Source organism: Serratia proteamaculans (assembly GCF_008830365.1).
GTDB classification, from domain to species: domain Bacteria; phylum Pseudomonadota; class Gammaproteobacteria; order Enterobacterales; family Enterobacteriaceae; genus Serratia; species Serratia proteamaculans.
On record NZ_WBKI01000001.1, the window covers coordinates 723,447 to 749,531 of the forward strand.

Annotated in this window: 21 protein-coding genes and 1 pseudogene; 9 read left to right on the plus strand and 13 right to left on the minus strand. The window is 57.7% G+C overall.

Going from position 1 to position 26,085, the window contains the following annotated elements; genetic code table 11:
- Window positions 1-5 precede the first annotated feature (5 nt).
- Window positions 6-1,229 (minus strand): MFS transporter, encoded by a 1,224-nt coding sequence (locus F8R23_RS03495; protein ID WP_151415271.1) that lies wholly within the window; start codon window positions 1,227-1,229, stop codon window positions 6-8.
- 97 nt (window positions 1,230-1,326) lie between these two features.
- On the opposite strand from F8R23_RS03495, the gene F8R23_RS03500 reads away from it, so the two are divergent.
- From F8R23_RS03500 to F8R23_RS03520, 5 genes are all read left to right on the plus strand, one after another.
- Window positions 1,327-2,265 (plus strand): LysR family transcriptional regulator, encoded by a 939-nt coding sequence (locus tag F8R23_RS03500; RefSeq protein WP_151415272.1) that lies wholly within the window; start codon window positions 1,327-1,329, stop codon window positions 2,263-2,265.
- 160 nt (window positions 2,266-2,425) lie between these two features.
- Window positions 2,426-3,187, plus strand: coding sequence for a dimethylarginine dimethylaminohydrolase family protein (locus tag F8R23_RS03505; RefSeq protein ID WP_129938129.1), 762 nt, complete (start codon window positions 2,426-2,428; stop codon window positions 3,185-3,187).
- 27 nt (window positions 3,188-3,214) lie between these two features.
- Window positions 3,215-3,988: an ABC transporter substrate-binding protein gene (locus tag F8R23_RS03510; protein ID WP_129938130.1), complete on the plus strand. Its 774-nt coding sequence runs from the start codon at window positions 3,215-3,217 to the stop codon at window positions 3,986-3,988.
- A 36-nt stretch (window positions 3,989-4,024) separates the two neighbouring features.
- Window positions 4,025-4,717, plus strand: coding sequence for an ABC transporter permease (locus F8R23_RS03515; RefSeq protein ID WP_151415273.1), 693 nt, complete (start codon window positions 4,025-4,027; stop codon window positions 4,715-4,717).
- Complete coding sequence (locus F8R23_RS03520; RefSeq protein ID WP_129934674.1) at window positions 4,717-5,439, plus strand: ABC transporter permease; 723 nt, start codon at window positions 4,717-4,719, stop codon at window positions 5,437-5,439. The genes F8R23_RS03515 and F8R23_RS03520 overlap by 1 nt, the downstream gene beginning before the upstream one ends.
- 6 nt (window positions 5,440-5,445) lie before the next feature.
- Here F8R23_RS03520 and F8R23_RS03525 read toward each other — a convergent pair whose 3' ends face one another.
- Entirely contained in the window at window positions 5,446-5,901 is a 456-nt protein-coding gene (locus tag F8R23_RS03525; protein ID WP_085116755.1) for an Lrp/AsnC family transcriptional regulator, read from the minus strand.
- A gap of 14 nt (window positions 5,902-5,915) precedes the next feature.
- Here F8R23_RS03525 and F8R23_RS03530 point away from each other — a divergent pair, with 14 nt between their 5' ends.
- The gene (locus tag F8R23_RS03530; RefSeq protein WP_151415274.1) at window positions 5,916-7,022 is read left to right on the plus strand and encodes a succinylglutamate desuccinylase/aspartoacylase family protein; all 1,107 of its coding nucleotides are present in this window, start codon (window positions 5,916-5,918) and stop codon (window positions 7,020-7,022) included.
- Here F8R23_RS03530 and F8R23_RS03535 read toward each other — a convergent pair whose 3' ends face one another.
- Complete coding sequence (locus F8R23_RS03535) at window positions 7,023-7,181, minus strand: hypothetical protein (RefSeq protein ID WP_211369065.1); 159 nt, start codon at window positions 7,179-7,181, stop codon at window positions 7,023-7,025.
- Window positions 7,182-7,390: 209 nt separating this feature from the next.
- On the opposite strand from F8R23_RS03535, the gene F8R23_RS03540 reads away from it, so the two are divergent.
- Complete coding sequence (locus F8R23_RS03540; RefSeq protein ID WP_099062002.1) at window positions 7,391-7,591, plus strand: hypothetical protein; 201 nt, start codon at window positions 7,391-7,393, stop codon at window positions 7,589-7,591.
- Between the two features lie 52 nt (window positions 7,592-7,643).
- Window positions 7,644-7,754, plus strand: a pseudogene (adhP, locus tag F8R23_RS03545) (alcohol dehydrogenase AdhP); the annotation flags it as partial.
- Between the two features lie 117 nt (window positions 7,755-7,871).
- Here adhP and exaC read toward each other — a convergent pair.
- A complete protein-coding gene (gene exaC / locus F8R23_RS03550) occupies window positions 7,872-9,392 on the minus strand; it encodes an acetaldehyde dehydrogenase ExaC (protein ID WP_129934672.1) in 1,521 nt (506 codons plus the stop codon).
- A 280-nt stretch (window positions 9,393-9,672) separates the two neighbouring features.
- Here exaC and F8R23_RS03555 point away from each other — a divergent pair, with 280 nt between their 5' ends.
- Complete coding sequence (locus F8R23_RS03555; RefSeq protein ID WP_129938132.1) at window positions 9,673-11,469, plus strand: sigma-54-dependent Fis family transcriptional regulator; 1,797 nt, start codon at window positions 9,673-9,675, stop codon at window positions 11,467-11,469.
- Between the two features lie 46 nt (window positions 11,470-11,515).
- Here the strand turns inward: F8R23_RS03555 and F8R23_RS03560 are convergent, their stop codons facing one another.
- From F8R23_RS03560 to F8R23_RS03600, 9 genes are all read right to left on the minus strand, one after another.
- The gene (locus F8R23_RS03560) at window positions 11,516-12,442 is read right to left on the minus strand and encodes an ABC transporter substrate-binding protein (protein ID WP_198642377.1); all 927 of its coding nucleotides are present in this window, start codon (window positions 12,440-12,442) and stop codon (window positions 11,516-11,518) included.
- Window positions 12,443-12,592: 150 nt separating this feature from the next.
- Window positions 12,593-12,787, minus strand: a complete 195-nt coding sequence (locus F8R23_RS03565; RefSeq protein ID WP_112349801.1) for a heavy-metal-associated domain-containing protein — start codon at window positions 12,785-12,787, stop codon at window positions 12,593-12,595.
- A 73-nt stretch (window positions 12,788-12,860) separates the two neighbouring features.
- Complete coding sequence (gene cueR / locus F8R23_RS03570) at window positions 12,861-13,346, minus strand: Cu(I)-responsive transcriptional regulator (protein ID WP_425326473.1); 486 nt, start codon at window positions 13,344-13,346, stop codon at window positions 12,861-12,863.
- A gap of 7 nt (window positions 13,347-13,353) precedes the next feature.
- Entirely contained in the window at window positions 13,354-15,876 is a 2,523-nt protein-coding gene (locus F8R23_RS03575; RefSeq protein ID WP_151415275.1) for a heavy metal translocating P-type ATPase, read from the minus strand.
- A gap of 77 nt (window positions 15,877-15,953) precedes the next feature.
- Entirely contained in the window at window positions 15,954-17,432 is a 1,479-nt protein-coding gene (locus tag F8R23_RS03580; RefSeq protein WP_151415276.1) for an efflux transporter outer membrane subunit, read from the minus strand.
- The gene (locus F8R23_RS03585; RefSeq protein WP_129934668.1) at window positions 17,429-20,605 is read right to left on the minus strand and encodes an efflux RND transporter permease subunit; all 3,177 of its coding nucleotides are present in this window, start codon (window positions 20,603-20,605) and stop codon (window positions 17,429-17,431) included. The genes F8R23_RS03580 and F8R23_RS03585 overlap by 4 nt, the downstream gene beginning before the upstream one ends.
- Window positions 20,602-21,735: an efflux RND transporter periplasmic adaptor subunit gene (locus F8R23_RS03590; protein WP_129934667.1), complete on the minus strand. Its 1,134-nt coding sequence runs from the start codon at window positions 21,733-21,735 to the stop codon at window positions 20,602-20,604. Before F8R23_RS03590 ends, F8R23_RS03585 begins: the two co-directional genes overlap by 4 nt.
- Window positions 21,736-22,045: 310 nt before the next feature.
- Window positions 22,046-24,481: a glucose/quinate/shikimate family membrane-bound PQQ-dependent dehydrogenase gene (locus F8R23_RS03595; protein WP_151415277.1), complete on the minus strand. Its 2,436-nt coding sequence runs from the start codon at window positions 24,479-24,481 to the stop codon at window positions 22,046-22,048.
- A 669-nt stretch (window positions 24,482-25,150) separates the two neighbouring features.
- The gene (locus F8R23_RS03600) at window positions 25,151-26,083 is read right to left on the minus strand and encodes a LysR family transcriptional regulator (protein ID WP_129934665.1); all 933 of its coding nucleotides are present in this window, start codon (window positions 26,081-26,083) and stop codon (window positions 25,151-25,153) included.
- Between the last annotated feature and the right edge of the window lie 2 nt (window positions 26,084-26,085).

Sequence of the window (26,085 nt, forward strand, 5' to 3'; positions counted from 1 at the left end):
GTGGCTCAGGCTGCGGCGCGGGTACCGGGTTTGGCCAACATCCTCAGTACCAGTCCACCCGTAGCCGCCAGGGTAGCCAGTGTCACCACGCCCGGCCAACCGGCACTTTCGAGGATCTTGCTGCCCAGTGCCGCGCCGCTGGCCATACCGACAAACACCAGGGTAAACATGATGGCGTTGAGGCGGCTGCGTGCCGCCGGGTTGATGGCGTAAATAATGGTCTGGTGCGCCACCAGCGTAGCCTGAATACCGAGATCAAAACCTACTGCGCTCAGGGCAATCAACGCCAGTTGCGCCGGTACCGACAGCAACGGCAGCAGAAACATCAGGGCGAATGAAACCACCACCATGGCAGCACCGATTTTTGTGACGTAGTCCGGTCCGTGACGATCGGCCAATATCCCCGCTAACGGCGCAGCCAGGGCACCGGCCGCCCCCGCCAGACCAAAAGCTCCGGCGACGGCGCTGCCCAGTTGATAGCGCTCTGCCAGCATCACCGCCAGTGTCGACCAGAAAGCGCTGAACGCCACCGACAGTAAGCCTTGCGCCAGCGCCGCGCGCCGCAGCTCCGGGTAGTCCGCCCACAATTTGCCTAAAGATCGCAGCAATGCCGGGTAGGTCAGTGTGGTATTGGGCTTAAAGCGCGGCAGTACCGCCCCGATCGCCAAGGTGATCGCCAGCACACCCAGTGCCGCCAACAGGTAAACGCTGCGCCAGCCGAAATACTCCGCCACCACGCCGCTGAAAACCCGCGACAGCAAAATGCCGGCCAGCAGCCCGGTCATCACCGTACCCACCGTTTTGCCCCGGTTGGCGTCAGACGCCAGCGTGGCAGCCGCCGGGATAATGTCCTGCGCCACGGTAGCGGCCAGACCGATCGCCAGGCTACTGAGCAACAGCAACGGAAATGACGAAGAAAAACCGCAAAGCAGCAGGGTGAGTGCCAGCAGCACGCCTTTAATGCGAATGATCTGGCGACGATCGTGGCGATCGCCCAGCGGCGCCAGCAGCAGGATCCCCAGTGCGTAACCGACCTGAGTCAGCGTAGGCACCATGCCGGTGTCACTCACTCCGGCGTGGAATGCATTACCCATAATGCCGAGCATTGGCTGGCTGTAGTAAATGGACGCGACGCTCAGACCGGCGCCGGTAGCCAGCAGAAAGACAACTTTGGCGGAAAGCGCACTGACAGGCGCGGTGGTGTTAGTGACGGGGGAAATCTGGCTCATGGTGGTTATTCCAATCGAGGTTAAGTGCGGCTATTTTTGCCAGTATTCGCCACAAACTGTAGCCCCCGTGCAGGTAAAACTGTTATACGTAATAGGTATGAATAAGAACCTATTTCCTAATGGCGACCGCATAGCCATGCTGCAAACCCTGGTGCGTATCGTCGACAGCGGCAGCCTCTCGGCGGCGGCGGCACAAATGCAGACTTCACAGCCCACCGTCAGCCGGCGTTTGCAGGTGCTGGAACAACTGCTGGGCGTTAAATTAATCCAGCGGACCACCCACAGCATGAAGCTGACCGACGATGGCGAACGTTGTTATCAACATGCCCGTAAGCTGATTGAGCAATGGCAAATCATGGAGGATGAACTGCGAGGCGCGCGCGATGAGCCGGTCGGTGTCTTGCGGGTAAGGGCGCCGCATGCCTTTGGTCAGGACCAGTTGATTGGGCCTCTGGGCGATTATCTGCAACGCTATAGCCAAACCAGCGTGGAGTGGACGCTCAACGATCACTCGCCCGATTTTATACCTGAAGGCGTGGACTGTGCGATCCACGTCGGTGCGGTGACCGATCCTTCCGTGGTCGCTGTGCTGCTGGCGGAGGTACCGCGGATAGTGGTGGCCGCCCCTGAGCTGTTGGCGGCGCATGCGCCACTGGGGCAGATCGAGGATTTGGCACAGTTGCCCTGGCTGGCGCTAAACAGTTTTTATCGCAATGAGGTCAGCTTGACCCATAATGTCAGCGGTGAAACCTGCCGTTTTGATATCACCCCCCGGTTGAGCACCGACAGTCTCTATGCGATACGCAAAGCGGCGTTGAACGGCGTGGGGGTGGCGATGCTGTCATCCTGGGTGGTCAAACAGGATCTGGAACAGGGGCGGCTGACGCCGTTGATGCCGGACTGGCGAGCCGCCTCTTTGCCCATCTATCTGCTTTACCCCTACGCCAGTTATTATCCGGCGCGCTTGCGTAAATTCCTCGAACTGATGAAAGAAGTGATGCCACGCATCACCGGCGCACATGCCCCTCTGTCGTGAACGAGCCAGTTTTGCACTGAGCACAGCGGAATAGGTCGTGGCGAGGGTGATAAACAGCGTAAATACCGAGTGCCAGAGGGCGGATTCAGCCTGATTGGTGATGCTATCTGTTTGATAATCGAAGAACAGTGACCGTCCTTTTCAACCGAGAGAATCGCCCATGCACTTTACTCAAGCCATTGCCAGACTCCCTGCTGATAGCTGCGCCAGCGGGCAGACCACCGCCCAACTGGGTGCCCCGGATATCGCGACCACCGGCCGCCAGTTTTTGGCCTATGTAGACACCTTGCTCCGCCTGGGGCTAAAAGTGACAGTGTTACCGGCTGCTCCGGCATTTCCTGATGCACATTTTGTTGAAGACACCGCCGTTGTGATGCCGGAATTAGCGGTGATCACCCATCCGGGTGCGCCCAGCCGTCAGGGCGAAGTGGCCACCATTGCACCGTTGTTTGAAGGGGAACGCCCGGTTGTGCGCATGAGCCAACGTGGCCATCTTGACGGGGGGGACGTGTTGCTGGTCGATCGCCAGTTTTTTGTCGGCCTGACGTCACGCACCGATGAGGCCGGTATCGGCGAGTTTAGCGCGGCGGTAGAACCCTATGGCTACAGGGTCACTGCCATTGAGGTAAGCGCCGGGCTGCACCTGAAATCTATCGTCAACTACGTGGGTCGCAATACACTGTTGTTGACGGAGGACTACCAGCACCATCCTGCCTTTAGCGATTTTAACAGCATCGTGATCCCGGAAGCGGAGTCCTACGCCGGTAATACGCTGTGGATCAACGATACACTGATCACGCCGCAGGGTTATCCGCAAACGCTGGCCCAAATCGAAAAATTAGGTATGCCGATCGTTCAGCTCGACACCAGCGAATTTAAAAAAATGGACGGCGGCCTGACCTGCCTGTCACTGCGTTTCTGACACTTACTTTTACCGGGGATCTCAGCCATGAAAAAAACATTAGCGGTTTTACTGACTAGCCTGGCATTAAGCGGCCCTGTGGCGGCTCAGGCCATCGACACCATCAGCTTTGGCGTGGACGGTGGTTATCCGCCGTTTGACGTGCTGGCCCCCAGCGGTGAGATCACCGGTTTTGATATCGATATCGCCAATGCGTTATGTACCCAACTGCATGCCAAATGCGTGTTCGTTAAACAACCTTTCGAAAGCATGATCGCGGCGCTCAACGCCCATAAATTCGATGCCATTATCGCCTCGCTGACCATTACCGATGAACGCAAAAAAGAAGTGGATTTCACCGACCGCTATTACCGCAGTTCGGCCCAGTTGGTAGCGCGCAAGGGCAGCACGTTACTGCCTGACGTCGCCAGCCTGAAAGGCAAAACCGTTGGTGTGCAGACCGGCTCGATCCACGAAGCCTACGCCAAGCAACACTGGGGCGGAAAGGGAGTGAAAATTGTCTCTTATGCCAACCAGGATAACGTCTATCTGGATCTGATGTCCGGACGTATTAATGCCTCCTTGCAGGACAATACCCAGGCCGCCAGCAGCTTTATCGATACCCCACGCGGGCAGAAATTTGCCTTCGCCGGTCCGGTGATTGAAGACAGCAGCATTTCCTCCGACGTGGGTATCGCCGTGGGTAAAGACAACCCGGCGCTGCGCGATGCGCTTAACGGGGCGATCAAGGCGATCCGCGCCGACGGCACCTATGAGGCGATCCAGAAAAAATATTTCAGCTTCGATATTTACGGCGGCTAAACCGGCCCGGATTCAGTCATGTAGGGGAGGCCGGGAATGGTCATAGAGTATTTGCCGTTGCTGGTGCATGGTGCGTTACTGTCGCTGTGCGTGATGCTGGTTTCACTGGCGGTGGCGCTGGTGCTCGGCATGACCAATGCGCTGATCAAGCTGTTTGGTCCGCGCTGGTTGCGCTGGGTATCAACTGGCTACACTACGTTGGTACGCGGGATCCCGGAGCTGGTGATCATGCTGCTGCTGTTCTTTGGCGGTGAGATGCTGGTTAACGGTTTCCTTGGCCTGCTGGGGTTGGGGCCGTTGCGTTTCAATACCTTTATCTCCGGCGTGCTGGCGATTGGCTTTGTGTTTGGCGCTTACTACACCGAAACCTTCCGCGGTGCATTTCTCACCGTAGAGCGCGGTCAACTCGAGGCGGCGATGGCCTATGGCATGCGTCCGGGCCAGGTGTTTCGCCGCGTATTGCTACCGCAAATGCTGAGTTTTGCTATCCCCGGCATCAACAACAATTGGCTTGGGTTGATGAAAGCCTCGGCGCTGGTGTCGATCCTCGGGCTGGAGGACATGGTATGGCTGGCGGAACAGGCGGGGCGGGCAACGCAAAAACCCTTCTTGTTCTACTTCCTGGTGGCGCTGATTTACATGGTGATTACCGCCGTTTCCAGTTGGGGTTTTAGTCGGCTGGCACGGCGTTATGCGCTGGCTTCCTCACATTCTGCCGGAGCACGCTGATGAACCTGCAAAACATCCTGGAAGCCGCACCGAGTTTTCTGTGGAGCGACGGTTCTGACGTGACCGGACTGGCGATGACCGCCAAACTGTTCTTGCTGTCGGTGGTCCCGGGGTTACTGTTGGCGGCGCTGATGGCAATTGGCCAGGTTTATGGCCCACGCCCGGTGTCATGGCTGATCCGCAGTGTGACCTATTTTTTCCGCAGTACGCCGCTCTATTTGCAGTTGATGCTGATTTACTACGGCCTGTCACAGTTTGACGTGGTGCAACTGGGCTGGCAGAACGATCAGCCTTTCTGGCTGCTGTTTCGTGACGCCACATTCTGCGCCACGCTGGCATTGGTGCTCAATACCAGCGCCTACGTCGCCCAACTGTTGGCCGGCATGATGGAAACCTTCCCGCGTCAGGAGTGGATTGCCGGTGAGGCCTATGGCATGAGCCAGTGGCAGATCATCCGTCGGCTGGTGCTGCCGGCAACGCTGCGGCGGGGCATTCCTGCGCTGAATAACGAGATGGTATTCCTGCTGCATGCCACTTCGTTGGCCAGTACCGTCACGCTGCTGGATATCACCGGCGTGGCACGCGCCTTTTATGCCGCCACCTATTCACCCTTTATTCCGTTCCTGATGGCGGCGGCACTGTACCTGCTGTGCACCTTCCTGCTGATTTTCCTGTTTTCACGCGCGGAGCGACGCTGGCTGGCGTTTATCCGCCGTGACTGAGCGCCTTCAGGAGCGTTTGATCGACTGTAGTTCGGTCAGAGTGACGATTTTATCCACCCGGAACTTCTTGCTGGTCAGCCAGGTATCGGCCAGCAGCCGGTAGTTTTCCATGCTGCGGCAGCCAATACGCACCAGAAAATCGAAGTTGCCGCTGACCAGCCAGCAGTCCAGCACTTCCGGGGTGTTACGCATTTCCTGCTCGAACGCCGGTTGAGAATGGCCATGGTCGGCCAGCGCGATCTGCGCCTGGATCACAAACGCATGTTCGGGCTCCGGCAGTTCGATAATGGCGCTGTAGCCACGAATAATACCGTCGCGTTCCAGCCCGCGAACTCGTTCCAGGCAAGGACGAGCGGTCAGATTGACCTGCTCGGACAGCTTCTGATAGGAAATGCGGCCATCCCGGCACAGTATTTCAAGGATTTTTTTATCGATGCGATCAAGCCGGGCTTTCTTTTCCACAGATAGGGCGTCCAATGAAAAGTAAACATCATAAGTTACCTGAACATGCCCTGGGTGGGCAGCGCCAATTCACCAGTTTTCATTTCGGCCAGCCGGGTAAAGGCGAAAAAATTTACCTGCAGGCTGGCCTGCATGCCGACGAACTGCCCGGTATGCTGGTGCTGCATTATCTTAAAAGATTACTTAACCAGGCGGAACGGCGTGGTGAGCTGCAAAGTGAAATAATTCTTGTCCCGGTAGCCAATCCGCCAGGACTGGCGCAGGTGGTTCTCAATGGTGGCGTAGGGCGCTTCGATCTGGTCAGCGGTCGCAACTTCAACCGTGACTTTCCTGACCTGGCCCAGTTGTTACAGCAACAGGATTTCAGTAGCACGGAACTTGCACATCAGCAGGTGCGTGCCGCGATGCGCAGCGTTTTACAGACCGCGCCAGACACCAGTGAAGTCGCGGCGCTACGCCGACAATTGCTGCTGTTGGCCTGTGATGCGGATGTGGTTCTGGATCTGCACTGTGACGACCGCGCAATTTTGCATATGTACGCCGATCCGGCCTGGTGCGAACAGGCCGAAGTCCTGGCTAGCTTTATGGGCATTGGCGCGGTGCTGCTTTCGCAAGACAGCGGCGGTGGCTCCTTTGATGAAGCCTGCGGCCTGCCTTGGCACCGGCTGGTGGCGCAACATCCGGCGCTTGATGGGATGTCGCCAGGCTGTATGGCGGTCACACTGGAATTACGTGGGCAGCGCGATATCAGCCATGAACTGGCCAGCGCCGACGCTGAACGTCTCTATCGATACTTACAGCACCGTGGAGCCGTTGCCAGTGACCCACTTGGGGTACCGCAGCTAGAAGTGGCCATGTTGCCGTTCGCCGCCGGGGAGATCGTCACCGCTTCAGCCAGCGGCATCCTGTTGCTGCTGCGCCAGCCGGGAGAATGGGTAGAGGCCGATGAAGCGGTTGCTGAAATAATCGACCCGATCACCGATACGGTAAAAGCGGTGCGAGCCCGTGCCGGTGGACTGATTTATGCCTGCCGCCAGGCACCTTTTGTCACTCTGGGGGCCGAGGTGATGAAGATTGCCGGTAAAACCCCTTACGCGGGCGGTGGCGGACTGGCGTCGTAGCTATCGCACCAGCGTTTGGCTAATTTCGGGGCCGTAGCCGGTAGTCGAAAGTGTATCCCCAGCCAGTTCAACCATGGCGAACGGCAACAGGTCGTCGCCATCCACCATACCCTTCAGGGTGATAAAGTCCGTATGCTCCACCCGCAGATAGTCGCCCAAATGGTAATGACCGGCAAAGTAGGCGCGTATTTATCTGGTATGAATAATTAATGACAGTTGTATGTCGTAGCGGCCCCATGTCCTTACGCGAAAGATGGCTTGCCGACCGCCGTCCGTGTTAAATTTGACCTTTGCCACTCCGTAGCCCCTGATGATAAAGAGAATTTCAAATGGAAGAACGGCTGCCTGTGCCAAAGAAGTCAGGGTCTATGAGCACAGCCAAACCTCGCCGTCCGCACGGGCGATGGGTCTATTACATCCTGCATGAAGATATTCTGTGGCCTTGCCCGGTCAAGTGGGAATGGGAGAGCAACTTCCACGCCTGGCTGCCTTTTTACTACTCACCCACCCTGGAATTTGTTGCCGGCAACCCCGCCAAAGCGACAAAGATCATCAAAACCAAACGTTAATCATTATTCTTGCTTAAGTACCTTTTTATCCCTCTCGCCGGAGTGATATTAAGTGACGCCGAAAGTCACCAAAAGGCCGTTGGGTGACATCAACGCCATCTTTGAAGAGATGAAGTCAGGCACCATCCGTGGCCGTATGGTTATCGATCTAACCCGTTCTTAATTCAATAGGCTAAGGGAAAAGGATATCGATAGCATCGAACTCAGGAGCGATGTAAAGGTGAAACCGCCATCGACGGCGGTTTCAGATGAGACTGACGGGCCTTATCACGACAACAAATTAAAACAGTCCAAGCGGTTTGGCATCGTAGCTGACCAACAGGTTTTTCACCTGCTGGTAATGCGACAGCGCCACCTTGTGGGTTTCGCGGCCGACGCCAGAGTTCTTATAACCGCCGAAGGCGGCATGTGCCGGGTAGAGGTGATAACAGTTGGTCCACACGCGTCCGGCCTTGATGGCACGCCCCATGCGGTAAGCGCGGTTGACGTCGCGGGTCCACAGACCTGCCCCCAGCCCGAACTCGCTGTCATTAGCCAGTGCCAGCGCTTCCGCTTCGTCTTTGAAGGTGGTCACGCCAATTACCGGCCCGAAGATCTCTTCGCGGAAGAAACGCATGCTGTTATTACCGGTGATCAACGTAGGCTGGAGATAGAAACCGCTCTGCAACGTCTGCTCATGGCCGGCACGCTCGCCACCGGCGATGATTTTCCCGCCTTCGTTTTTAGCGATCTCGATGTAGGACAAAATCTTGTCGAACTGCTGCTGGGACGCCTGCGCGCCGATCATGGTGTCGGTATCAAAGGGGTCGCCCTGGCGAATGGTGGTGATCCGCGCCAGCACTTTTTCCATAAATTGCGGGTAGATAGACTCCTGGATCAGGGCGCGTGAAGGGCAGGTACAGACTTCGCCCTGGTTGAAGAAGCCGAGGATCAGCCCTTCAACTGCCTTGTCGATAAACTCCGGTTCGGCCTGCATGATGTCTTCAAAGAAGATATTCGGTGATTTCCCGCCCAGCTCGACGGTGCTGGGAATGATATTTTCCGCTGCACAGGCAAGGATATGTCGTCCTACCGGGGTTGAGCCGGTAAAGGCGATTTTATCGATGCGCTTGCTGGTCGCCAGTGCCTCACCGGCTTCTTTCCCAAAGCCCTGAACCACATTGAGTACCCCGGCCGGCAGCAGGTCGCCAATCATTTCCAGCAACACACAGATGCTGAGAGGAGTTTGTTCTGCCGGTTTAAGCACCACGCAGTTACCGGCAGCCAGCGCCGGAGCCAGTTTCCAGGCTGCCATCAGCAGCGGGAAGTTCCAGGGGATAATCTGTCCAACCACACCCAGCGGCTCGTAAATATGGTAGGCCACGGTGTTCTGGTCGATCTCTGCGGCGGTGCCTTCCTGTGCACGCAGGCAACCGGCAAAGTAACGGAAGTGGTCAATCGCCAGTGGGATATCCGCGTTCAGCGTTTCGCGGATCGGCTTACCGTTGTCCCAGCTTTCGGTCAGCGCCAGCAACTCCAGCTTTGATTCCATACGATCGGCGATGGCCAGTAATACGTTGGAACGTTCCTGCACGCTGGCTTTACCCCAGGTTTCGGCGGCGGCATGGGCGGCATCCAGCGCCAGTTCGATATCTTTCGCGTCGGAACGGGGGAATTCGGCGACAGTCTGACCGGTCATCGGGGAGGTATCAGTGAAGTAGTTGCCTGAAACGGGTTCGACAAATTTGCCACCAATATAGTTGCCATAACGTGGTTTGAAAGAAATCAGCGAGCCAGGTAAACCGGGATGAACGTATTTCATGTAAACACCTCTCATGGGAACAGACTGTGTAGGGTTGACGCCGGAGTGCGTAGCGCCATCAGCTTAACCCTAAGCATTGCTTATGCCACATTGCGTCACTGTCGTCCCTGTAAAACTAAAAAATGTTTTATATCAATAAATTAAATGAATTAAAATGCGTTGTCCGGCAATAAGTCCGAGGGCTTATTATTGGTTTCTATTATTTTTGTGTCCCACGTCGCAACGCATGGGACACATTTATGATACAAAAATGCAACACTTTTATTGGCGGGAGTTGGCCATGTTGCATAAAGACCAGACCACCCAGACCGGGTTTGCCTCTGATAGCGATAACCTGTCTCTCCCTGGTCCAATGTCTGAATCCTGGCTACGTAGTCAGGCTTACGGTCTTAACCGGGCCGACGATCGGATGCCTGTTGTCCGGCCGGGTTTACTCAATGAAGTGCGCGGGCAAAACGGCTGGGTGGCACAGTTGGCAAGGCCGCTGATCGAACGTCTGGGCAGCGAAATTAACCGACAGCCTTCTATTGTGGTGGTATCCGATGCCAGCGGCATGGTGCTGGAAACCTGCGGCAATAGCCATTTTTTGCGCAAGGCGTCGCGTCTCTCGCTGGCACCGGGCAATTTATGGGGCGAGCAGGAGCGGGGGACCAATGCCATCGGCACGGCGCTGGCGTTGGGCGGCTTGTGTGAAGTGAATGGCGACCAACATTTTCTCAATCAAAATACCGGGCTTTACTGCGCAGCCGCGCCGATTTACCGGCCTGACGGCCTGATTGCCGGGGTGCTGGATATTTCTACACCGGCACAGCGCCCTTACGATGACGCACGATCCTTGATTCTGCAGGCGGTCAGGCATATAGAGCACCAGTGGACGATGGGGTGTGTCACCTCTCAGCACTGGACGCTGCGGCTACATAGCGATGCTCGGGTGCTTGGCAGCGCCCATGAGCTGATACTGGTGTTTCGCGATGAGGTGCTCACCGCCGCCAATCGACTGGCAATGCAAGAATTTAATCTCACCGCCGCCTGCTTTGGCAGCCTGGATTGCGCCACGTTGTTCCCGGAAATGCAGCGTCAGACGCTAAACGCACCGCGCCAAACTTTGGCGGTCAATAATCGCCACTATTATTCGCTGTTGCAGATGCCGGAAACGCATTCACCGGCCATCAGATCGCGGGTTCTGCCTTTTGATCAAGACGGTGCCGACAGACAAAAAGCATTACGTATTTTGAATGCCGGGCTGGCGCTGTGCATCAGTGGCGAAACCGGCTGCGGCAAAGAGTATTTCAGCCAACGGTTGTTTGAGGAAAGTCACCGGCGGCAGGGCAATTTCGTGGCGATCAACTGTGCCGCGCTGCCCGAGAACCTGATCGAATCCGAACTTTTTGGCTATGCGCCCGGCGCCTTTACCGGAGCTAATCCGAAAGGCTACCTCGGCAAGATCAGAGAGGCCGACGGGGGCGTGTTGTTCCTGGATGAAATTGGCGATATGCCATTGAGCCTACAGACACGACTGCTGCGGGTATTGCAGGAAAAAACGGTCACGCCGCTCGGCAGCCGTATCAGCTATGCCGTCGACTTTTCGCTGATCTGCGCCACCCACCAGGATTTGGCGCAGCAGGTCGCGGCGGGGGCATTCCGTGAAGACCTGATGTACCGCATTCAGGAATTTAACCTGCGTATTTTACCGCTGCGCCAACGGGCGCACGTCGATCGTTTTATCCTTAATTTGTGGCGTGAGCTGGGGGCCGAGTCACGGGGTATCCGGCTGGCACCGGACACCGTCGCTGCGTTGGCAGGTTATCCGTGGCCCGGTAATGTTCGGCAGTTGATGAGTACGCTGAAAGTCCTGCTGGCGCTGGCGGACGACGGTAATCTGATCCGGCCGAACGATCTGCCGGAACAGTTCAACACCTTGCCGGTGCGCTGTGCCGATGCTCACGCCGCACCACAGGAGATGCTTGAGGCTATCCGAAGCGCTAACGGCAATATCAGCCAGGCAGCGAAACGGCTCGGCGTTTCACGCAGTACGCTTTATCGCAAGATGGAGAAAGGGCGTCGGCGTGATATGTAGAGGATAGTTGCAATGCAGGGCCCCTCCCTGGGCCCTGTTCTGGATGTTACTGGTCGCCCAAGCCCAGTGGGTTGATTTCAGAATGTTCGATTTTCTCGTCGCTTTCCGCCCAACGATCCAACACCTTCAGGTAGCTGCCATTGGCGATAGCGCTATTGAGCGAAGCCTGCACCGCGTTCACCAGGCCATTGCCCTTTTTCACCGTGACGGCAATGTTGGCGCTGCGTGGCCAGCCGCCCGGTACGATGCCCACCAACGTGGTTTTACCGTTCAGTTTTGCCTGATAAGCCCCGGCCACGTTCGGCCCAAAGGTCGCATCTGCCCGGCCCGACTGGAGGGCCAGCGTGGCGGCCGCTTTGTCGGTCACGTAGATCGGCAGCAGGGCGGGCAGCCCTTTGGCCTGATTCTCTTTATCCCAGGCCAGTAACACCGCCTCCTGATTGGTGCCGGAATCGACGATAATTTTCTTGCCAGCAATATCCGGTGCTGATTTTATCGAGGTGATTTTACTGTCGCTCTTCACGTAGAAGCCCAGCGTATCCTGGCGGTAAGTGGCGAAGTCAAATTTGGTTTTACGTTCCTGGGTGACGGTAATGTTATAAATTGCCGCGTCGTATTTACCGGAGGTGACGCCCAGCGGCCAGTCTTCCCACGAAGTCGGTACTAGTTTGAGTTTCAGCCCCAGGCCATCGGCTACCAGCCGGGCAATATCCGATTCGCTGCCAATCACCGTTTTATTGTCACGGGCGTACAACCCGAATGGCGGGCCACTGCCAAGAATAGACACGGCCACGGTCAGCGTACCCGGCTCGACGAATTTAAATCCAGCCGGGATCTTGGCCGCCGCTTCAGCACTTTTCAGCGTATTAATCGGGGTTTCGTTGGCGATCAGATCAATGCCTGGTGCGGCATGCGCCAGGGCTGAAAGGCTAAGGAGTGCCGCCGCTGCGGTGAGTTTTGCGCTATACATCATTATTATTACCTGCATTATTATGTGGTTGAGGCGGTCAACTCACTATCCTTCAAGCCGCTGATTCTGTGAACGAACAAAAATGGCTAACTAATTGCGGGATAAAAAAATGCCGACAGCCGGAGTTTGTTGGGCGGTCGGCCAGGGGCAGGGTTATTGCTTGTCCGGGTATCCGGCGGAGCTTAGCGCGGCAAGGAATGGGGTTTCGTCCAGGGTGCTGTCGACCATAACTTCACGCGCGGCCAGATCGGTTTCGATCACCGCCTGAGGGTCGACGCTCAGTAGTGCTTTGGTGACGGAGCTGGCGCAACCGCCGCAGGTCATATTGGGAATGTAGAAACGTAGCATGGTGAACTCCTTGTGAATGGCTGTGTTCGGCCAGGATGCGGCCTGCCAACGTAGTAAGGTCAAGCGGTTGTTTTCACGAGTGACCGCGCTGGCGCGCCGAGGCGGGCATGTCGATACCAAATCGGAGTGTCCTGCGGGGGGCCGGTGAATGCGGTTCCACCGTCGCTGTCTTCTCTGCCAATCCTTCAATGATTGGGCAATCCGGTCGGTCATTGCCGTGGCAATGTTCGGCCAGGTATTCGATGGTTTGTGCCATGGCCTGCAGCTCGGCTATCTTCGCCTTTAGCCCGGCGACATGGGACAGCGCCATAGCCTTAACGTCGGCGCTGGAACGGTCACAGGCGCGCCACAGGATCAGCAGCTCCGAGATTTGGTCAACGGGAAAACCAAGGTCGCGGGCACGCCGGATAAAGCGCAGGCTATGGGCATCTGCCGTGCTGTAATGGCGATAACCGGCATCAGAACGCATCGCTTTCGGGATTAAGCCAATTTGTTCGTAGTAACGAATCATCTTCGCCGAGACGCCGGAGAATTTTGCCGCTTGTCCGATATTCATCATTCACCCCTTAATCTTGTTTGGTTTCGACCGTCATCGGTGCCTGGAAGCGTTTGAGCCGCAGGGCATTACCGAGAACGAAGACGCTGGAGAGCGCCATCGCCGCCGCGGCGAAGATCGGTGAAAGCAATGTGCCGTTCAGCGGGTAGAGCGCACCGGCCGCCACCGGGATCAGCACTGCGTTATAGGCGAAGGCCCAGAACAGGTTCTGCTTGATGTTGCGGATGGTCGCCTGGCTGAGTGCAATGGCATTCGGCACGCCGCGCAGATCGCCCGACATCAGCACCACGTCAGCCGCCTCAATCGCCACATCGGTTCCGGTGCCGATAGCGAGCCCAACGTCAGCTTCGGCCAGTGCCGGCGCGTCGTTAATGCCGTCGCCCACGAAGGCCACCCGTGCTCCATTGAGGCGGAATTTCTTCAGTGCCGCGACCTTGCCGTCAGGCAGGACTTCGGCGGCGACTTCATCAATACCGAGCTGTTTGGCGATGGCTGCGGCCGTTGCCGCATTGTCACCGGTGATCATCGCGACCTTGAGGCCCAATGCATGCAGCGCCTTGATCGCCTCCGGGGTGCTGTCCTTGATTGGGTCAGCGACCGCGATCACCGCTGCCAGCCGACCGTCGATGGCGGCATAAAGTGGGCTCTTGCCTTGTTCACCGAGGCGTTGGGCCGTCTGCTGGAAGTGGCTCACATCAAGGCCGAGCTGAGTCATAAAGCGGTCTGCACCGACGGCGACAGTTCGCCCCGTGACGCTGGCCGTAACGCCGAAGCCCGGTGTGGCGTCAAAGCTTTCAATGGCCGCGAGCGTCATGTTCCGTTGCCTGGCTGCCGCGACAATCGCTTCGGCGATCGGATGCTCGGAGCGGGTTTCAACCGCTGCCACCAGCGCCAGAACCTCATCGTGTTCAAAGCCTTCTGCGGGCACCAGATCGGTCAGTTCAGGACGTCCTTTGGTCAGCGTGCCCGTCTTATCGAGCGCAATAACACTCACATCACGCAGTGCCTGCAAGGCTTCACCTTTACGGAACAGCACCCCGAGTTCGGCAGCGCGGCCGGTACCGACCATGATCGAGGTCGGCGTGGCCAATCCCATGGCACAAGGGCAGGCGATAATCAGCACCGCGACTGCGTTAACCAGTGCAAAGGTCAGCGCCGGATCCGGCCCGAAGATCAACCAGATCAGGAAGGTCAGCGCCGCAGCCGCCATCACCGCCGGCACGAACCACAGGGTGACCTTGTCGACCAGCGCCTGGATCGGCAGTTTGGACCCCTGAGCTTCCTCGACCAAACGAATGATCTGAGCGAGCACCGTGTTAGCACCAATTTTGGTGACGCGGAAACTGAAAGCCCCGGTTTTGTTGATGGTGCCACCGACCACATCAGTACCGACGTTTTTCTGCACCGGCACCGGTTCGCCGGTGATCATGCTCTCGTCAACGTAAGAGGTTCCTTCGACGACTTCGCCATCAACCGGCACTTTTTCACCCGGACGAACCAGCACGATGTCACCGGTGGCGACCTGAACGAGTGGGATTTCCAGGGTTTCACCATTGCGCTCGACGCGCGCAGTCTTGGCCTGCAGACCGACCAGCCGCTTGATCGCCTGCGATGTCCGCCCTTTGGCACGGGCTTCCAGCGTCCGTCCCAGCAAGATCAAGCTGACGATCACGGCGGCAGCTTCGAAATAGACGTTGGCGGTGCCCTGCGGCAGCACTTCGGGGACGAAGGTCGCCACAACCGAGTAGCCGTAAGCCGCCGCTGTGCCGACCGACACCAGCGAGTTCATGTCGGGAGCGCCGCGCAGCAACGCCGGGATCCCCTTACGGAAGAAGCGCAAACCCGGCCCGAACAGCACCAGGGTGGCGAGAACAAACTGCAGATACCAACTGGTCTGCTGCCCCAGCACCTGCATTACCCAATGGTGCATCGCGGGCACCAGGTGCGAGCCCATCTCGAGAATGAACACCGGCAAGGTGAGGGTAGCGGCAATCAGTAATGAGCGCCGCAGCCCCCGCGCCTCATGCTCACGACGCTCGGTATCCTGATCGTCTGCACTGGCCGTAGCGGTGGATAAACGTCGTGTTTTATAACCGGCCTTTTCAACGGCAGCCTCAAGGTCGGTGATGGCGACGACCCCGGCAAGGTGACGTACCCGCGCACGTTCGGTAGCCAGATTGACGCTGGCCTCGAGCACGCCGGGGAGCTGTGCCAGGGCTTTTTCAACCCGGCCGACACAAGACGCACAGGTCATCTCCTCGATCGCCAACTCGGTGGTCTCTTCACGCACGGCGTAACCGGCGCTCTCGATGGCACGGACCACCTCCTGGGGGGCGGCCGCGCCAGTGAAGGTGAGATCGGCGCGTTCGGTAGCAAGATTGACCGAGGCGGTCTGCACGCCCGGCACAGCTTTCAGCGCGCGTTCGACACGACCGACGCACGAGGCGCAGGTCATGCCGTCGACCGGTAAACTCAGTCGAGTGACTGAGGACAGCGTCGGATTGGCATCGGGTTTGAGGGTAACGGAAGTCATTGAACTGCCCCTTTATGGTGTCTGTTGCTGAAAGCTTAAAGCTTCCCACCGCTGGAAGGTCAACAACTGTCGATGATTTATTTTACCCGTTGCGAATTAGTCGTGCCGTCGGCGCCTCGGCAGTCGTTCAGTCCCGATGTACAAGCTTGCCAACCACCGCCCAGCGCCTTGTAGATACTGACAATGGCAAGCTGCTGGTCGATTCGTGCGACGCTCAGCGCCCGGCGGCTGGCGAAGTCAGAACGTTCGGCATCGAGGACCTCCTGGTAGAGGCCTTCACCTTGAGAGAACCGCACCCGGGCCAGTCGGGCCGCCTCGCGATTGGCCGCTGACTCATGCAGACGCAGCGCCAGCGTGCTGCCAGCGGCGCTATAAGCCTTAAAGGCATCATCGGTTTCCTGCAGGGCCCGCAGCAAGGTTTGGTCGTAGAGGATCAGGGCCTGTTTGGCGCGTGCCTCGCTGGCGGCGATGCGGGCGCGGACACGCCCGCTATCAAACAGTGACCAGCGAATGACCGGGCCGATAAAGCTCGACAGGGCTCCCGCGCCGCTCATCGCATCCAGACTGCCGGCGACGAACCCGATCGACCCCGTTATCTGGATCTCGGGGTAAAGGCCAGCCGTTTCTACACCAATTCCGGCGGTTGCCGCCGCCAGGTTCCGTTCGGCCGCTGCAATATCAGCGCGCCGCCACAGGAGCGCGGCAGGGTCACCCACGGCCAGGGTTCGAACTTTCAGCATCTCCTGCGTAGCTGTGGCAGCAGGGGGGCTGAATCTTTGCGGCGTCTCACCCAGCAGGACGGTCAAGGCGTTGCCGGCGGCTGCACGGCGGCGTTCAAGTTCTGGCGTGGCCGCCTCAACATTTCGCAGTAAGGCTTCGGCACGCAGCCGGTCGACTTCGCTGGCGGAACCGGCGCTGATCCTTCGCTCAACCAACGCCAGACTTTCGCGCTGGTTTTGGCGAGTCGCGGCGACTACCGCAAGCTCGGCCTCGATACCTTGTAATTCAAACCAGGTCGCCGCCACTTCGGCAGCGACGCTCGCCTGTACACCGCGCAACAAGGCTTCGCGTGAGCCCGCTTGTGCTTGAGCGGCCTCCACCGATCGCCGCACGCGGCCAAAGAGATCGATTTCCCAGGCTGCGTCGATCGCCCCACGATAGCTTTCAGCTTGGCGCGGTTGGTCAGGCGAAATCTCCGTTTCACTCCAGCGACGCTGGTCATAGCTGAGCGCCGGGCCCCCTCGCGGCAGGAAGTTCTGACGGTTCTCGCGCAGCAGGGCTTTTGCTTCCTCCAGCCTTGCGGCAGCGATACCAATGTCATGGTTTGCCGCCAGCGCTTGCTGAACCAGACGGGTCAGCGCCGGCTCCTCGAAGGTGCGCCACCACTGCACCTCAACCCGGCCCGAACTCAGACCTGCGGCCGGGTTAGCAAAACCGCTGGGAAACGCCGATGACGACAGCGGGGGCGGCGTGTAATCGGGGCCGACCGCCACGCAGCCGCTCAGCAGGACCAGCGCACTCAGCGGTGCTACAAGAGCTTGATAGCGCATTTTCATGACGAGACTCCCTCTCTGCGTGCTTTGATTCGCGAACGGTACCGATCGAAGCGGGCCGCCAGGCCACGCATCACCAGATAAAAGACCGGCGTCAGGAACAAGCCAAACAGCGTCACGCCGAGCATGCCGGCAAACACCGCAATCCCCATGGCCTGGCGCATCTCTGCGCCCGCGCCACTGGCCAGCATCAGCGGAACCACTCCGGCAATAAAGGCAAGCGAGGTCATCAGGATCGGCCGTAGCCGCAGTCGACAGGCTTCGATAACCGCCTCCAGGGGGCTGGTCCCTTCGGCTTCAAGACTGCGGGCAAACTCAACGATCAGGATCGCATTCTTGGCGGCCAGGCCGACCAGCACAATCAGCCCGATTTGCACAAAGATGTTGTTATCACCGCCGGTTAGCCACACGCCGGTGATGGCACTCAGCAGGCTGGTCGGCACGATCAGCAGCACTGACAGGGGCAACAACCAACTGTTGTATTGGGCGGCGAGGATCAGATAGGCGAGCAGCACACACAGCGGGAAAATGAACAGTGCCGTGGAGCCCGCCAGTTTTTGTTGGTAAGTGAGATCGGTCCATTCGAAAGTCATACCCTTCGGCAGGGTTTCCCTCGCCAGGCGTTCCATCACTGCCACGGCTTGTCCCGAACTGACACCCGCCACTGCGCCCCCCGAGATGTCGGCCGAAGGATAGCCGTTGTAGTGGATCACCCGGTCTGGGCCTGAGCCCGGCGTAACGGTGACAAATGAAGATAAAGGCAACATCTCACCGGCCGCATTGCGCACCTGCAAACGGCCAATGGCTTCGGCCTGCATGCGATGGTCGGCATCGGCCTGAGCGGTCACCTTATAGGTGCGACCGAACCGGTTGAAGTCGTTGACATACAGAGAGCCAAGATAGACCTGCAGCGACTCAAAGACGTCCGCCAAATTGACCCCCTGACTTTTGGCCTGGGTGCGGTCGATGGCGACGTCGAGTTGCGGGGCATTGACGTCAAAACTGGTGAGCAGCCCGGCCACCTGACCGGACTCATTGGCTTTCATCATCAGCACTTGCGTCTGCTGGGCCAGGGCTTCCAGTCCGGCACCGCTGCGGTCTTCGATCTGCATCTTGAAGCCCCCGGTTGCACCGAGGCCGGGCACCGGTGGCGGTGGGAACACGCCGAGGAAGCCGTCAGGAATAGCGGCGAATTTTGCTTGCAGGCGGCCGGCGATCGCCGTCGCTGCCAGGTCAGACGTTGTACGCGCCTTGAACGGGTCGAGCATGATGAACATGACGGCGGCATTGGGTACATTGACGAAACCGTTGATCGACAACCCCGGGAAAGCCACCACGCTTTCAACGCCAGGCTCTGCCAGTGCCATTCTCGACATCTGTTTGACGACCGTATCGGTGCGATCCAGCGACGCCCCATTGGGGAGCTGGGCGATGGCAACCAGATAGTATTTGTCCTGCATCGGCACAAAGCCCGGCGGTACAGCCCTGAAACCGAAGAAAGTCAGCGCGAGCAGCCCGCCATACATCACCAGCGCCACGCCACTGATCCGGACCACCTTGCGCACCGTACCGGCATAGGTATCGGGTGCACGCTGGAATGGCCGTCCGAAAGCCTGAAACCAGCGTTCGGTGCGGCCACGCAGACTGTGTGGATCGCGCGCCATGGCAGGCTGACGTGGCCGCAGCAAAAGCGCGGCGAGCGCCGGACTGAGTGTCAGCGAATTCACCGCCGACAGCAGGGTCGAGATAGCAATGGTGAGCGCAAACTGGCGATAAAACTCACCCTGCAGACCGCTCAGGAAGGCGGTCGGGATGAAAACGGCGGCCAGCACCGAGGTAATGGCAATGATCGGGCCGGTGACTTCGTCCATCGCTCGCCTGGCGGCTTGTCTGGGGGGCTCGCCATTTTCGATGTGACGTTCGACATTCTCGACAACCACGATCGCATCATCGACAACGATGCCGATCGAAAGTACCAGGCCAAACAACGATAAGGTGTTCAGCGAAAATCCCATCAGGTGCATGACGGCAAAAGTGCCGATCAGCGAGACCGGGACGGCCAGCAGTGGGATCAGCGAAGCCCGCCAATTGCGCAGAAACAGCACCACCACAATGACCACCAATATCAGGGCTTCCAGCAGGGTGAGGGCCACCGATTCAAGCGAGGCGCGAACGAATACCGTCGGATCATAGGCGATGCGTGAGCTAAGGCCGGGTGGGAAGTTGCCTTCAAGCCGCTGCATGGTTGCCCGTACCGCCTGTGAAACGTCCAGCGCATTAGCACCGGGACTCTGAACGATTTGCAGCGCAACGGCCGGTTCACCGTCGAGCAGGCTACGCAGGGCATAGGCATCGGCCCCCATTTCAATGCGGGCGACATCACGCAGGCGCGTAACTTGTCCGTCCAGACCGGTGCGAATGATGATATCGCCAAACTGTTGTTCGTCGGTCAACCGCCCGAGCGTGTTTACCGTCACCTGAAATGCCGCATTGGAGTGGGGTGCCTGGCCAACGGAGCCGGCCGCCACTTGCACGTTTTGCTCACGCACTGCGGCGATTACTTCACCCGCTGTCAGCCCGCGTGCGGCGATCAGGTCCGGGTCGAGCCACAGGCGCATGCTGTATTCACCGGCTCCCCAAACCAGAACGTCGCTGATGCCCGGAATGCGGGACAGCTCGTCGCGCACCTGTAGAAAAGCGTAGTTCGACATGTAAAGCGGATCGTAGCGCTTGTCGGGTGACAGCAGGTGAACCACCATCAGGATGTCCGGCGAGGTTTTCTGCGTCACCACGCCCTGACGTTGAACCTCTTCCGGCAAGCGCGGCAATGCGCGCGAGACCCGGTTTTGCACCTGGATCTGTGCCATATCGGCATTGGTCCCCTGTGCGAAGGTGACGGTCAGGATCATTCGCCCATCGCTAGCCGACTGCGACGACATGTACAGCATGCCTTCAACACCGGTGATCGCCTGTTCGAGCGGCGCAGCGACCGTTTCGGCGATCACTTTGGGGTTGGCTCCCGGGTAGGTCGCGCTGACTTGCACGGTCGGTGGCGTCACCGCAGGATATTCGCTGAGCGGTAACTGAAAGAAGGCGAGGATCCCGGCGATCACCATCAGGATCGAGAGAACGATAGCCACGATAGGGCGGTCAATGAAGAAGCGCGGGAAGGTCATGACTTAGCCCTCGGCAATGGCGTACCGTCGATCGCCGCCGGTTGCGGGGTAATCTGCATACCGGGGCGCACCAATCCCTTGACGACAATACGTTCTCCGGGTTGCAGACCTTGCTCAATCACGCGTAATCCCTCAAGTACCGGGCCAATTTCAACGGGCCGATACTCCGTCTTATCGTTTTTACCGACCACGAGTACGTAGCGGCGTCCCTGATCGGTACCGATCGATTGATCGGAGATTAAAACCCTGGCCTGTGGTGCACCGGTCTCCAGTTTGACCCTGGCGAACAGGCCGGGCATTAATTGCCCCTCGGGATTGTCGACAATGGCGCGCACACGTACCGTTCCGGTACCTCGATCGGCGGTGTTAGCGAGAAAGTCGATCCGGCCCGGCCGTGAATAGGTCTTGTCGGTAAGTAATGCCACCCCGACCCTGGCGGTCGCGTTGGCCCGGTCTGCGGCGAGCGATCGTAAATAGGTGCGTTCGTCGATATCGAAATAGACGTAGAGTGGGTTGAGCGAGACAATGGTGGTGAGCGGCGTTACGCCACTGGCGACATAGTTGCCCTCGGTGACCAGGACTTGCCCGATGCGTCCGCTGATCGGCGCAGTGACGCTGGTGAAGCTCAGATCCAACTGTGCGGCATCCAGAGCTGCCTTTGCGGCGTCGACCTGCGCTTTACGCGTATTTAAAACGGCCGTCGTCGTATCGAGGCGCTCACGGGCCACCACCTTTTGGGCAAACAATTGTGTGGCACGCCGATGGTCCGTTTGGGCGAGAATGAACTCCGCCTCAGTCTCACGCAGACGGGCTTTCGCGGCGTTCACCGCCGCCTGGAACTGCCGAGGGTCGATCAGGAACAGTTTGCGCCCCTTCTCAACAAAGCGGCCCTCCGGAACGCTCACCTGCTGGATATAACCGGCAACGCGCGGGCGCAATTCCACCCGGTCTATGGCCGTGAGTGAACCGGTGAATTCGGCAAAGGGTGCTCCCGAACGGATGAGTACTTCAGACACCGGTACGCTGGGTGGTGTTGCCACCGTGGCGAGCGGTACGACTTCCTTGCATCCGGCGATAGCCAGCGTGACGCCTAGGGCCACGGTGAATCGAATCGGGTGTTTATCTTTCATCGTCTTGCCTCCCTCAACTGGAGCGAATAGGGTTGCAGAGCCGGGGTGGCTGCGGTTCCCTTTCTCAGACGATCAGATTTCCCACGTTGGGAAGGTCAAGCGGATATTTGTGGGGCAGGTCTCATTAACAACATGCTGCGCGCTTTAGGTGCCTCAACGGCCTGGCTAAACAGGAAACCCTGGCCCAAATGGTAGCCTGAGTCACGCAGCGTTTGGCGCTGCTATATCTTCCTTCCGTGGTGGCAGCAGATATTAAAAAGCCCCCATCTTTATCAGATGAGGGCTTGATGATTATAACCTATGGCCAGATTTATTTATCGAGAGCATAGGCAATGACGTAGTCACCACGGTCTGGCGATTGACGTGCACCGCCGGCGGAAATCACAATGTACTGTTTGCCGGTGGTTGGCGACACATAGCTCATTGGCGTACCGCCGCTGCCGACAGGCAGACGTGCTTTCCACACTTCTGCGCCGGTAGAAGAGTCAAACGCGCGCAGGTAGTAATCCTGAGTACCGGCAATAAACACCAGGCCACCCTGAGTGGCCAGCGTGCCGCCCAACGTTGGCATACCTACCGGCATAGGTGCGCGCATTTTGATGCCGAATGGCCCGGTATCCTGCACCGTACCGGCCGGAACTTGCCACACCACTTTCTGAGTTTTCAGATCGATGGCGGACAGGGTGCCGAACGGTGGTTTCTGGCATGGAATGCCCAGCGGTGACATAAAGCGGTTTTTGTTGACGCCGTAAGGCGTCCCTTTCAACGGCACGGCACCCATCCCGGTGTTGACCGACTCTCCGCCATTGCTGGCCGGTGTATTGGCATCGGTTTTCTGCGGGATCATCTGTACCCACAGGCCCAAGCGCATATCGTTGGCGAAGATATAGTGGTTGTTCGGATCGGTCGACAGGCCGCCCCAGTTCATGCCACCCAACGAGCCCGGGAAGCTGAGCGAGATATCCGTGTCGGGGGCGGTAAACAATCCGTCATAACGCATCGATTTAAAGCTGATGCGGCACATCAGTTGGTCGAACGGCGTTGCGCCCCACATGTCAGACTCGGTTAACTTTTGATTACCAATCTGCGGCATGCCGACAGAAAACGGCTGAGTGGCCGAGTATTGCTCGCCAGGGATGGTACGAGTTTTTACCGGTAGCTCTTTCACTTCGGTTAAAGGTTTACCGGTATGGCGATCCAGCACGAAGAGCTGCCCGGTTTTGGCACCAATGACCAGCGCCGGCTTGGTGGTGCCATCCTTCATCGGGAAGTCGATCAGGCTTGGCTGCATTGGCAGGTCGAAGTCCCACAGGTCGTTATGAACGGTCTGATAGACCCATTTTTCTTTACCGGTGGTGGCATCGAGCGCCAGGATAGACGCGCCGTATTTGTGATCCAGTGCGTTGCGGTTTGCGCCCCACAGGTCAACCGAAGAGCTGCCCATCGGCAGGAACACGGTGTTCATGGCCGGATCGTAGGACATCGGTGCCCAGGAATTCGGCGTACTGCGCACAAAGGTCTGGCCCGGTTTCAATGCCGAGTTCGGATCTTGATTACCCGGGTCGAACGCCCAGCGCATTTTGCCGGTGGCCACGTCGAAACCACGCAGCACGCCGCCTGGCATGTCGGTTTGTACGTTATCGGCTACGCGACCGCCGACCACGATGGTGGTACCTGCCAGCGTAGGTGCAGAGGTCAGTTGGTATTTGGGATCGGAGGCATCACCCAGACCGGCCTTCAGATCGACCACACCCTGGTTGCCAAAGCTCTGGCAGAACTCACCGTTATCGGCGTTGATTGCTACCAGGCGTGCATCGATGGTGTTCATCAGAATACGACGCTGGCAACTGTCGCCGGCTGCCAGGGTGACCGGCGTGGCGGGGGTAGAGCCTGGCACCGTCGGTTGCGACAGCGGTTTGGTGACGTCGAAGTAGGCCAGCCCACGGCAACGGTTCCACACCTGGGATTTCGCATTGACTTCACGCTTCCAGATCTCTTTCCCGCTGTCGGCATCGACGGCAATCACGTTGTTATGCGGCGTACACAGGAAAATACGGTTACCGATTTGCAGCGGCGTTTGCTGGTCTTCGGCGCCGTTGCCGTCCGGACTTAACGGAGTATCGCCAGTGTGGAAAGTCCAGGCGACTTTCAGTTCTTTCACGTTGTCGCGGGTGATTTGGTCCAAAGCCACGAAGCGGCTGCCGCCCGGGGTGTTACCGTAATTGTCCCAGTCTTTTTGCTGTTTGGCTTTATCCACCGGGATCAACGGCAAGGGTTTTCCGCTAAAAGCGACGGTAGGGTGTGGCTGGAACATCTGTACGAAAGTACCGACCATGCCCACCGCCAACACCGCGCTGAGCAGGTAGGACAGCTTCGCCAGCGGTGCCTTGCCTTCCGATCTACGCAGCGTTGGCCAGCCAAGCAAGGTCAGTAGCATCAAACCGGTAGGGACCATTAAGCGTGAAACCAGTGGCCAGAAATCGAAACCGGCATCGTACACCGACCAAATCAGCGTGCCGATAAACACCAGCAGGAACAGCACCACCGCTGAAGATTTGCGACGGAAGAATTGCACTGCGGCAAGCAGGGTGGCGATACCGGCAACCAGGAAGTAGCTGCTACCCCCCAGCGAGACTAATTTACCGCCGGCAATGGCAAAGAATAGGCCGACTGCGGTAAGGATTATCCCCAATAAACAACACCATAGTTTAAGTTTTATACCCGGGCGGGCATTTGATTCAGGCATGGCTGACAGACTCCAAGATTATGTTTTTCTTCATGTTTACCCCGAATGAACGCGGTATCGCTGTTCCATGAAACACGAGAGGGAACCGAGCGCGAGTCAAACAGTGGAATCTGCATATTGTACCATTTGATTCGTTAGCAGGTTAAGGGTATGTTGGTTTTTTGCCAAATTTGTTAGCCAGAAACACCAGACGCCAATGTTTTATGACGATGTTGTTGCCGAAAAATGTCACCTCTTGAGACAATCTTGAAAATCAGAAATACCGTCAAAGGAGATGGGCATACCATAGCCTTGTCTGGATTAAATCAATGCGTGGATGACGAAGTCATTATTATTTTATAAACCCTTTGCAGCGCAGGGGAAATAAAGGCTGCTAGTTTTTATGAACAGGGAATAGACAAACCTGGCCTTGTAATTCATATGGCTGATTTTTCCAGCCCGTTAATCGGGCCTTTTTGGTTTTTTTAGTTACATAGGGTTAAATGCTTTAATTTGTCATGTTAATATTATTATTCCGCTATGCAGTGCTTCGGTTGATTGGGCGTCATCGTTTTTAATGTACTGCATAGTGGGCATCCTTTAATCCAGATTTATCCTTAATCAAAAATCCTATAAATTCTCCTCTGTGTCTTATCTATTGAATTAATAACGTCTGAGTCACCGTCCCCATCAGGTATTGATCGTCGCGAAACGCTGTTTAACCACGCTTAATACTAACTGTCGCAGCCAGCGATGTGCCACATCGGCTTCTAAACGCGGATGCCACATCTGTGAAACGGTAATAGCCTGGGTTTTTACCGGCAGTTCAAAAGCAAAGAGAGTGGCACTGTCACCATTGCCTACGGGTTGATTGATCAGGAAAGAGGCGGGCACCAACGCCACCAAATCAGAGGCCTGAGCCACCGCCAGCGCGGCGGGAAAGCTCGGTACTACCGCAGCAACTCTGCGCTCCAGCCCCAATTCGGTCAGCGCCCGGTCTACCGGCCCGGTTAATAGCCCACGGCGTGAGGCAACTACATGGCCGCAAGCGGCATACTGCTGGGCGGTAATTTCACTTTGCTGTTCAAACGGATGACCTTTACGGACCACCGCGACGAAACGATCGCGAAATAACGTCTGTAAGCGGATCTCAGGCCCCATTTCGCCCAGTACGCCAATCTCGATGTCCACCAGCCCTTCACGCAAATGTTTTGAACTTTTTTCAGGTTTGGGGGCAAAACACAGGCGTACAAAAGGGGCTGCCTGCGCGGTGGCCGCGATCAGCACTGCGCCAAACGCCTCGACAAAACCTTCGTTGGCGCGCAGGGTAAAGGTCCGTTCCAGGGTGGCTAAACTCAGTTCTGACACCGCCGGTCGAAGTACCGCACGGGCTTCGAATACGGCGTTTTGCGCGCGTTCGCGTATCTCTTCGGCGTAGGGTGTCAACACCATATTGCGGCCCGCTCGTACCAATAAAGGGTCACCGGTGACCGCTCGCAGGCGGCTAAGCGTGCGGCTCATCGCAGAGGCGCTTAATTTAAGACGACGGGCCGCGCCAGCGACGCTGCCCAGAGAAAGGAGTGCATCGAGAGCAATCAGTAAGTTGAGATCGGGGTCTGTCATTG

What these genes read in the sequence shown, in the direction of transcription:
- F8R23_RS03495 (WP_151415271.1), bottom strand. Translation starts at nt 1,229, where the DNA reads ATGAGCCAGATTTCCCCCGTCACTAACACCACCGCGCCTGTCAGTGCG.
- F8R23_RS03500 (WP_151415272.1), top strand. Translation starts at nt 1,327, where the DNA reads ATGAATAAGAACCTATTTCCTAATGGCGACCGCATAGCCATGCTGCAA.
- F8R23_RS03505 (WP_129938129.1), top strand. Translation starts at nt 2,426, where the DNA reads ATGCACTTTACTCAAGCCATTGCCAGACTCCCTGCTGATAGCTGCGCC.
- F8R23_RS03510 (WP_129938130.1), top strand. Translation starts at nt 3,215, where the DNA reads ATGAAAAAAACATTAGCGGTTTTACTGACTAGCCTGGCATTAAGCGGC.
- F8R23_RS03515 (WP_151415273.1), top strand. Translation starts at nt 4,025, where the DNA reads ATGGTCATAGAGTATTTGCCGTTGCTGGTGCATGGTGCGTTACTGTCG.
- F8R23_RS03520 (WP_129934674.1), top strand. Translation starts at nt 4,717, where the DNA reads ATGAACCTGCAAAACATCCTGGAAGCCGCACCGAGTTTTCTGTGGAGC.
- F8R23_RS03530 (WP_151415274.1), top strand. Translation starts at nt 5,916, where the DNA reads ATGAAAAGTAAACATCATAAGTTACCTGAACATGCCCTGGGTGGGCAG.
- F8R23_RS03540 (WP_099062002.1), top strand. Translation starts at nt 7,391, where the DNA reads ATGAGCACAGCCAAACCTCGCCGTCCGCACGGGCGATGGGTCTATTAC.
- exaC (WP_129934672.1), bottom strand. Translation starts at nt 9,392, where the DNA reads ATGAAATACGTTCATCCCGGTTTACCTGGCTCGCTGATTTCTTTCAAA.
- F8R23_RS03555 (WP_129938132.1), top strand. Translation starts at nt 9,673, where the DNA reads ATGTTGCATAAAGACCAGACCACCCAGACCGGGTTTGCCTCTGATAGC.
- F8R23_RS03560 (WP_198642377.1), bottom strand. Translation starts at nt 12,442, where the DNA reads ATGATGTATAGCGCAAAACTCACCGCAGCGGCGGCACTCCTTAGCCTT.
- F8R23_RS03565 (WP_112349801.1), bottom strand. Translation starts at nt 12,787, where the DNA reads ATGCTACGTTTCTACATTCCCAATATGACCTGCGGCGGTTGCGCCAGC.
- cueR (WP_425326473.1), bottom strand. Translation starts at nt 13,346, where the DNA reads ATGATGAATATCGGACAAGCGGCAAAATTCTCCGGCGTCTCGGCGAAG.
- F8R23_RS03575 (WP_151415275.1), bottom strand. Translation starts at nt 15,876, where the DNA reads ATGACTTCCGTTACCCTCAAACCCGATGCCAATCCGACGCTGTCCTCA.
- F8R23_RS03580 (WP_151415276.1), bottom strand. Translation starts at nt 17,432, where the DNA reads ATGAAAATGCGCTATCAAGCTCTTGTAGCACCGCTGAGTGCGCTGGTC.
- F8R23_RS03585 (WP_129934668.1), bottom strand. Translation starts at nt 20,605, where the DNA reads ATGACCTTCCCGCGCTTCTTCATTGACCGCCCTATCGTGGCTATCGTT.
- F8R23_RS03590 (WP_129934667.1), bottom strand. Translation starts at nt 21,735, where the DNA reads ATGAAAGATAAACACCCGATTCGATTCACCGTGGCCCTAGGCGTCACG.
- F8R23_RS03595 (WP_151415277.1), bottom strand. Translation starts at nt 24,481, where the DNA reads ATGCCTGAATCAAATGCCCGCCCGGGTATAAAACTTAAACTATGGTGT.
- F8R23_RS03600 (WP_129934665.1), bottom strand. Translation starts at nt 26,083, where the DNA reads ATGACAGACCCCGATCTCAACTTACTGATTGCTCTCGATGCACTCCTT.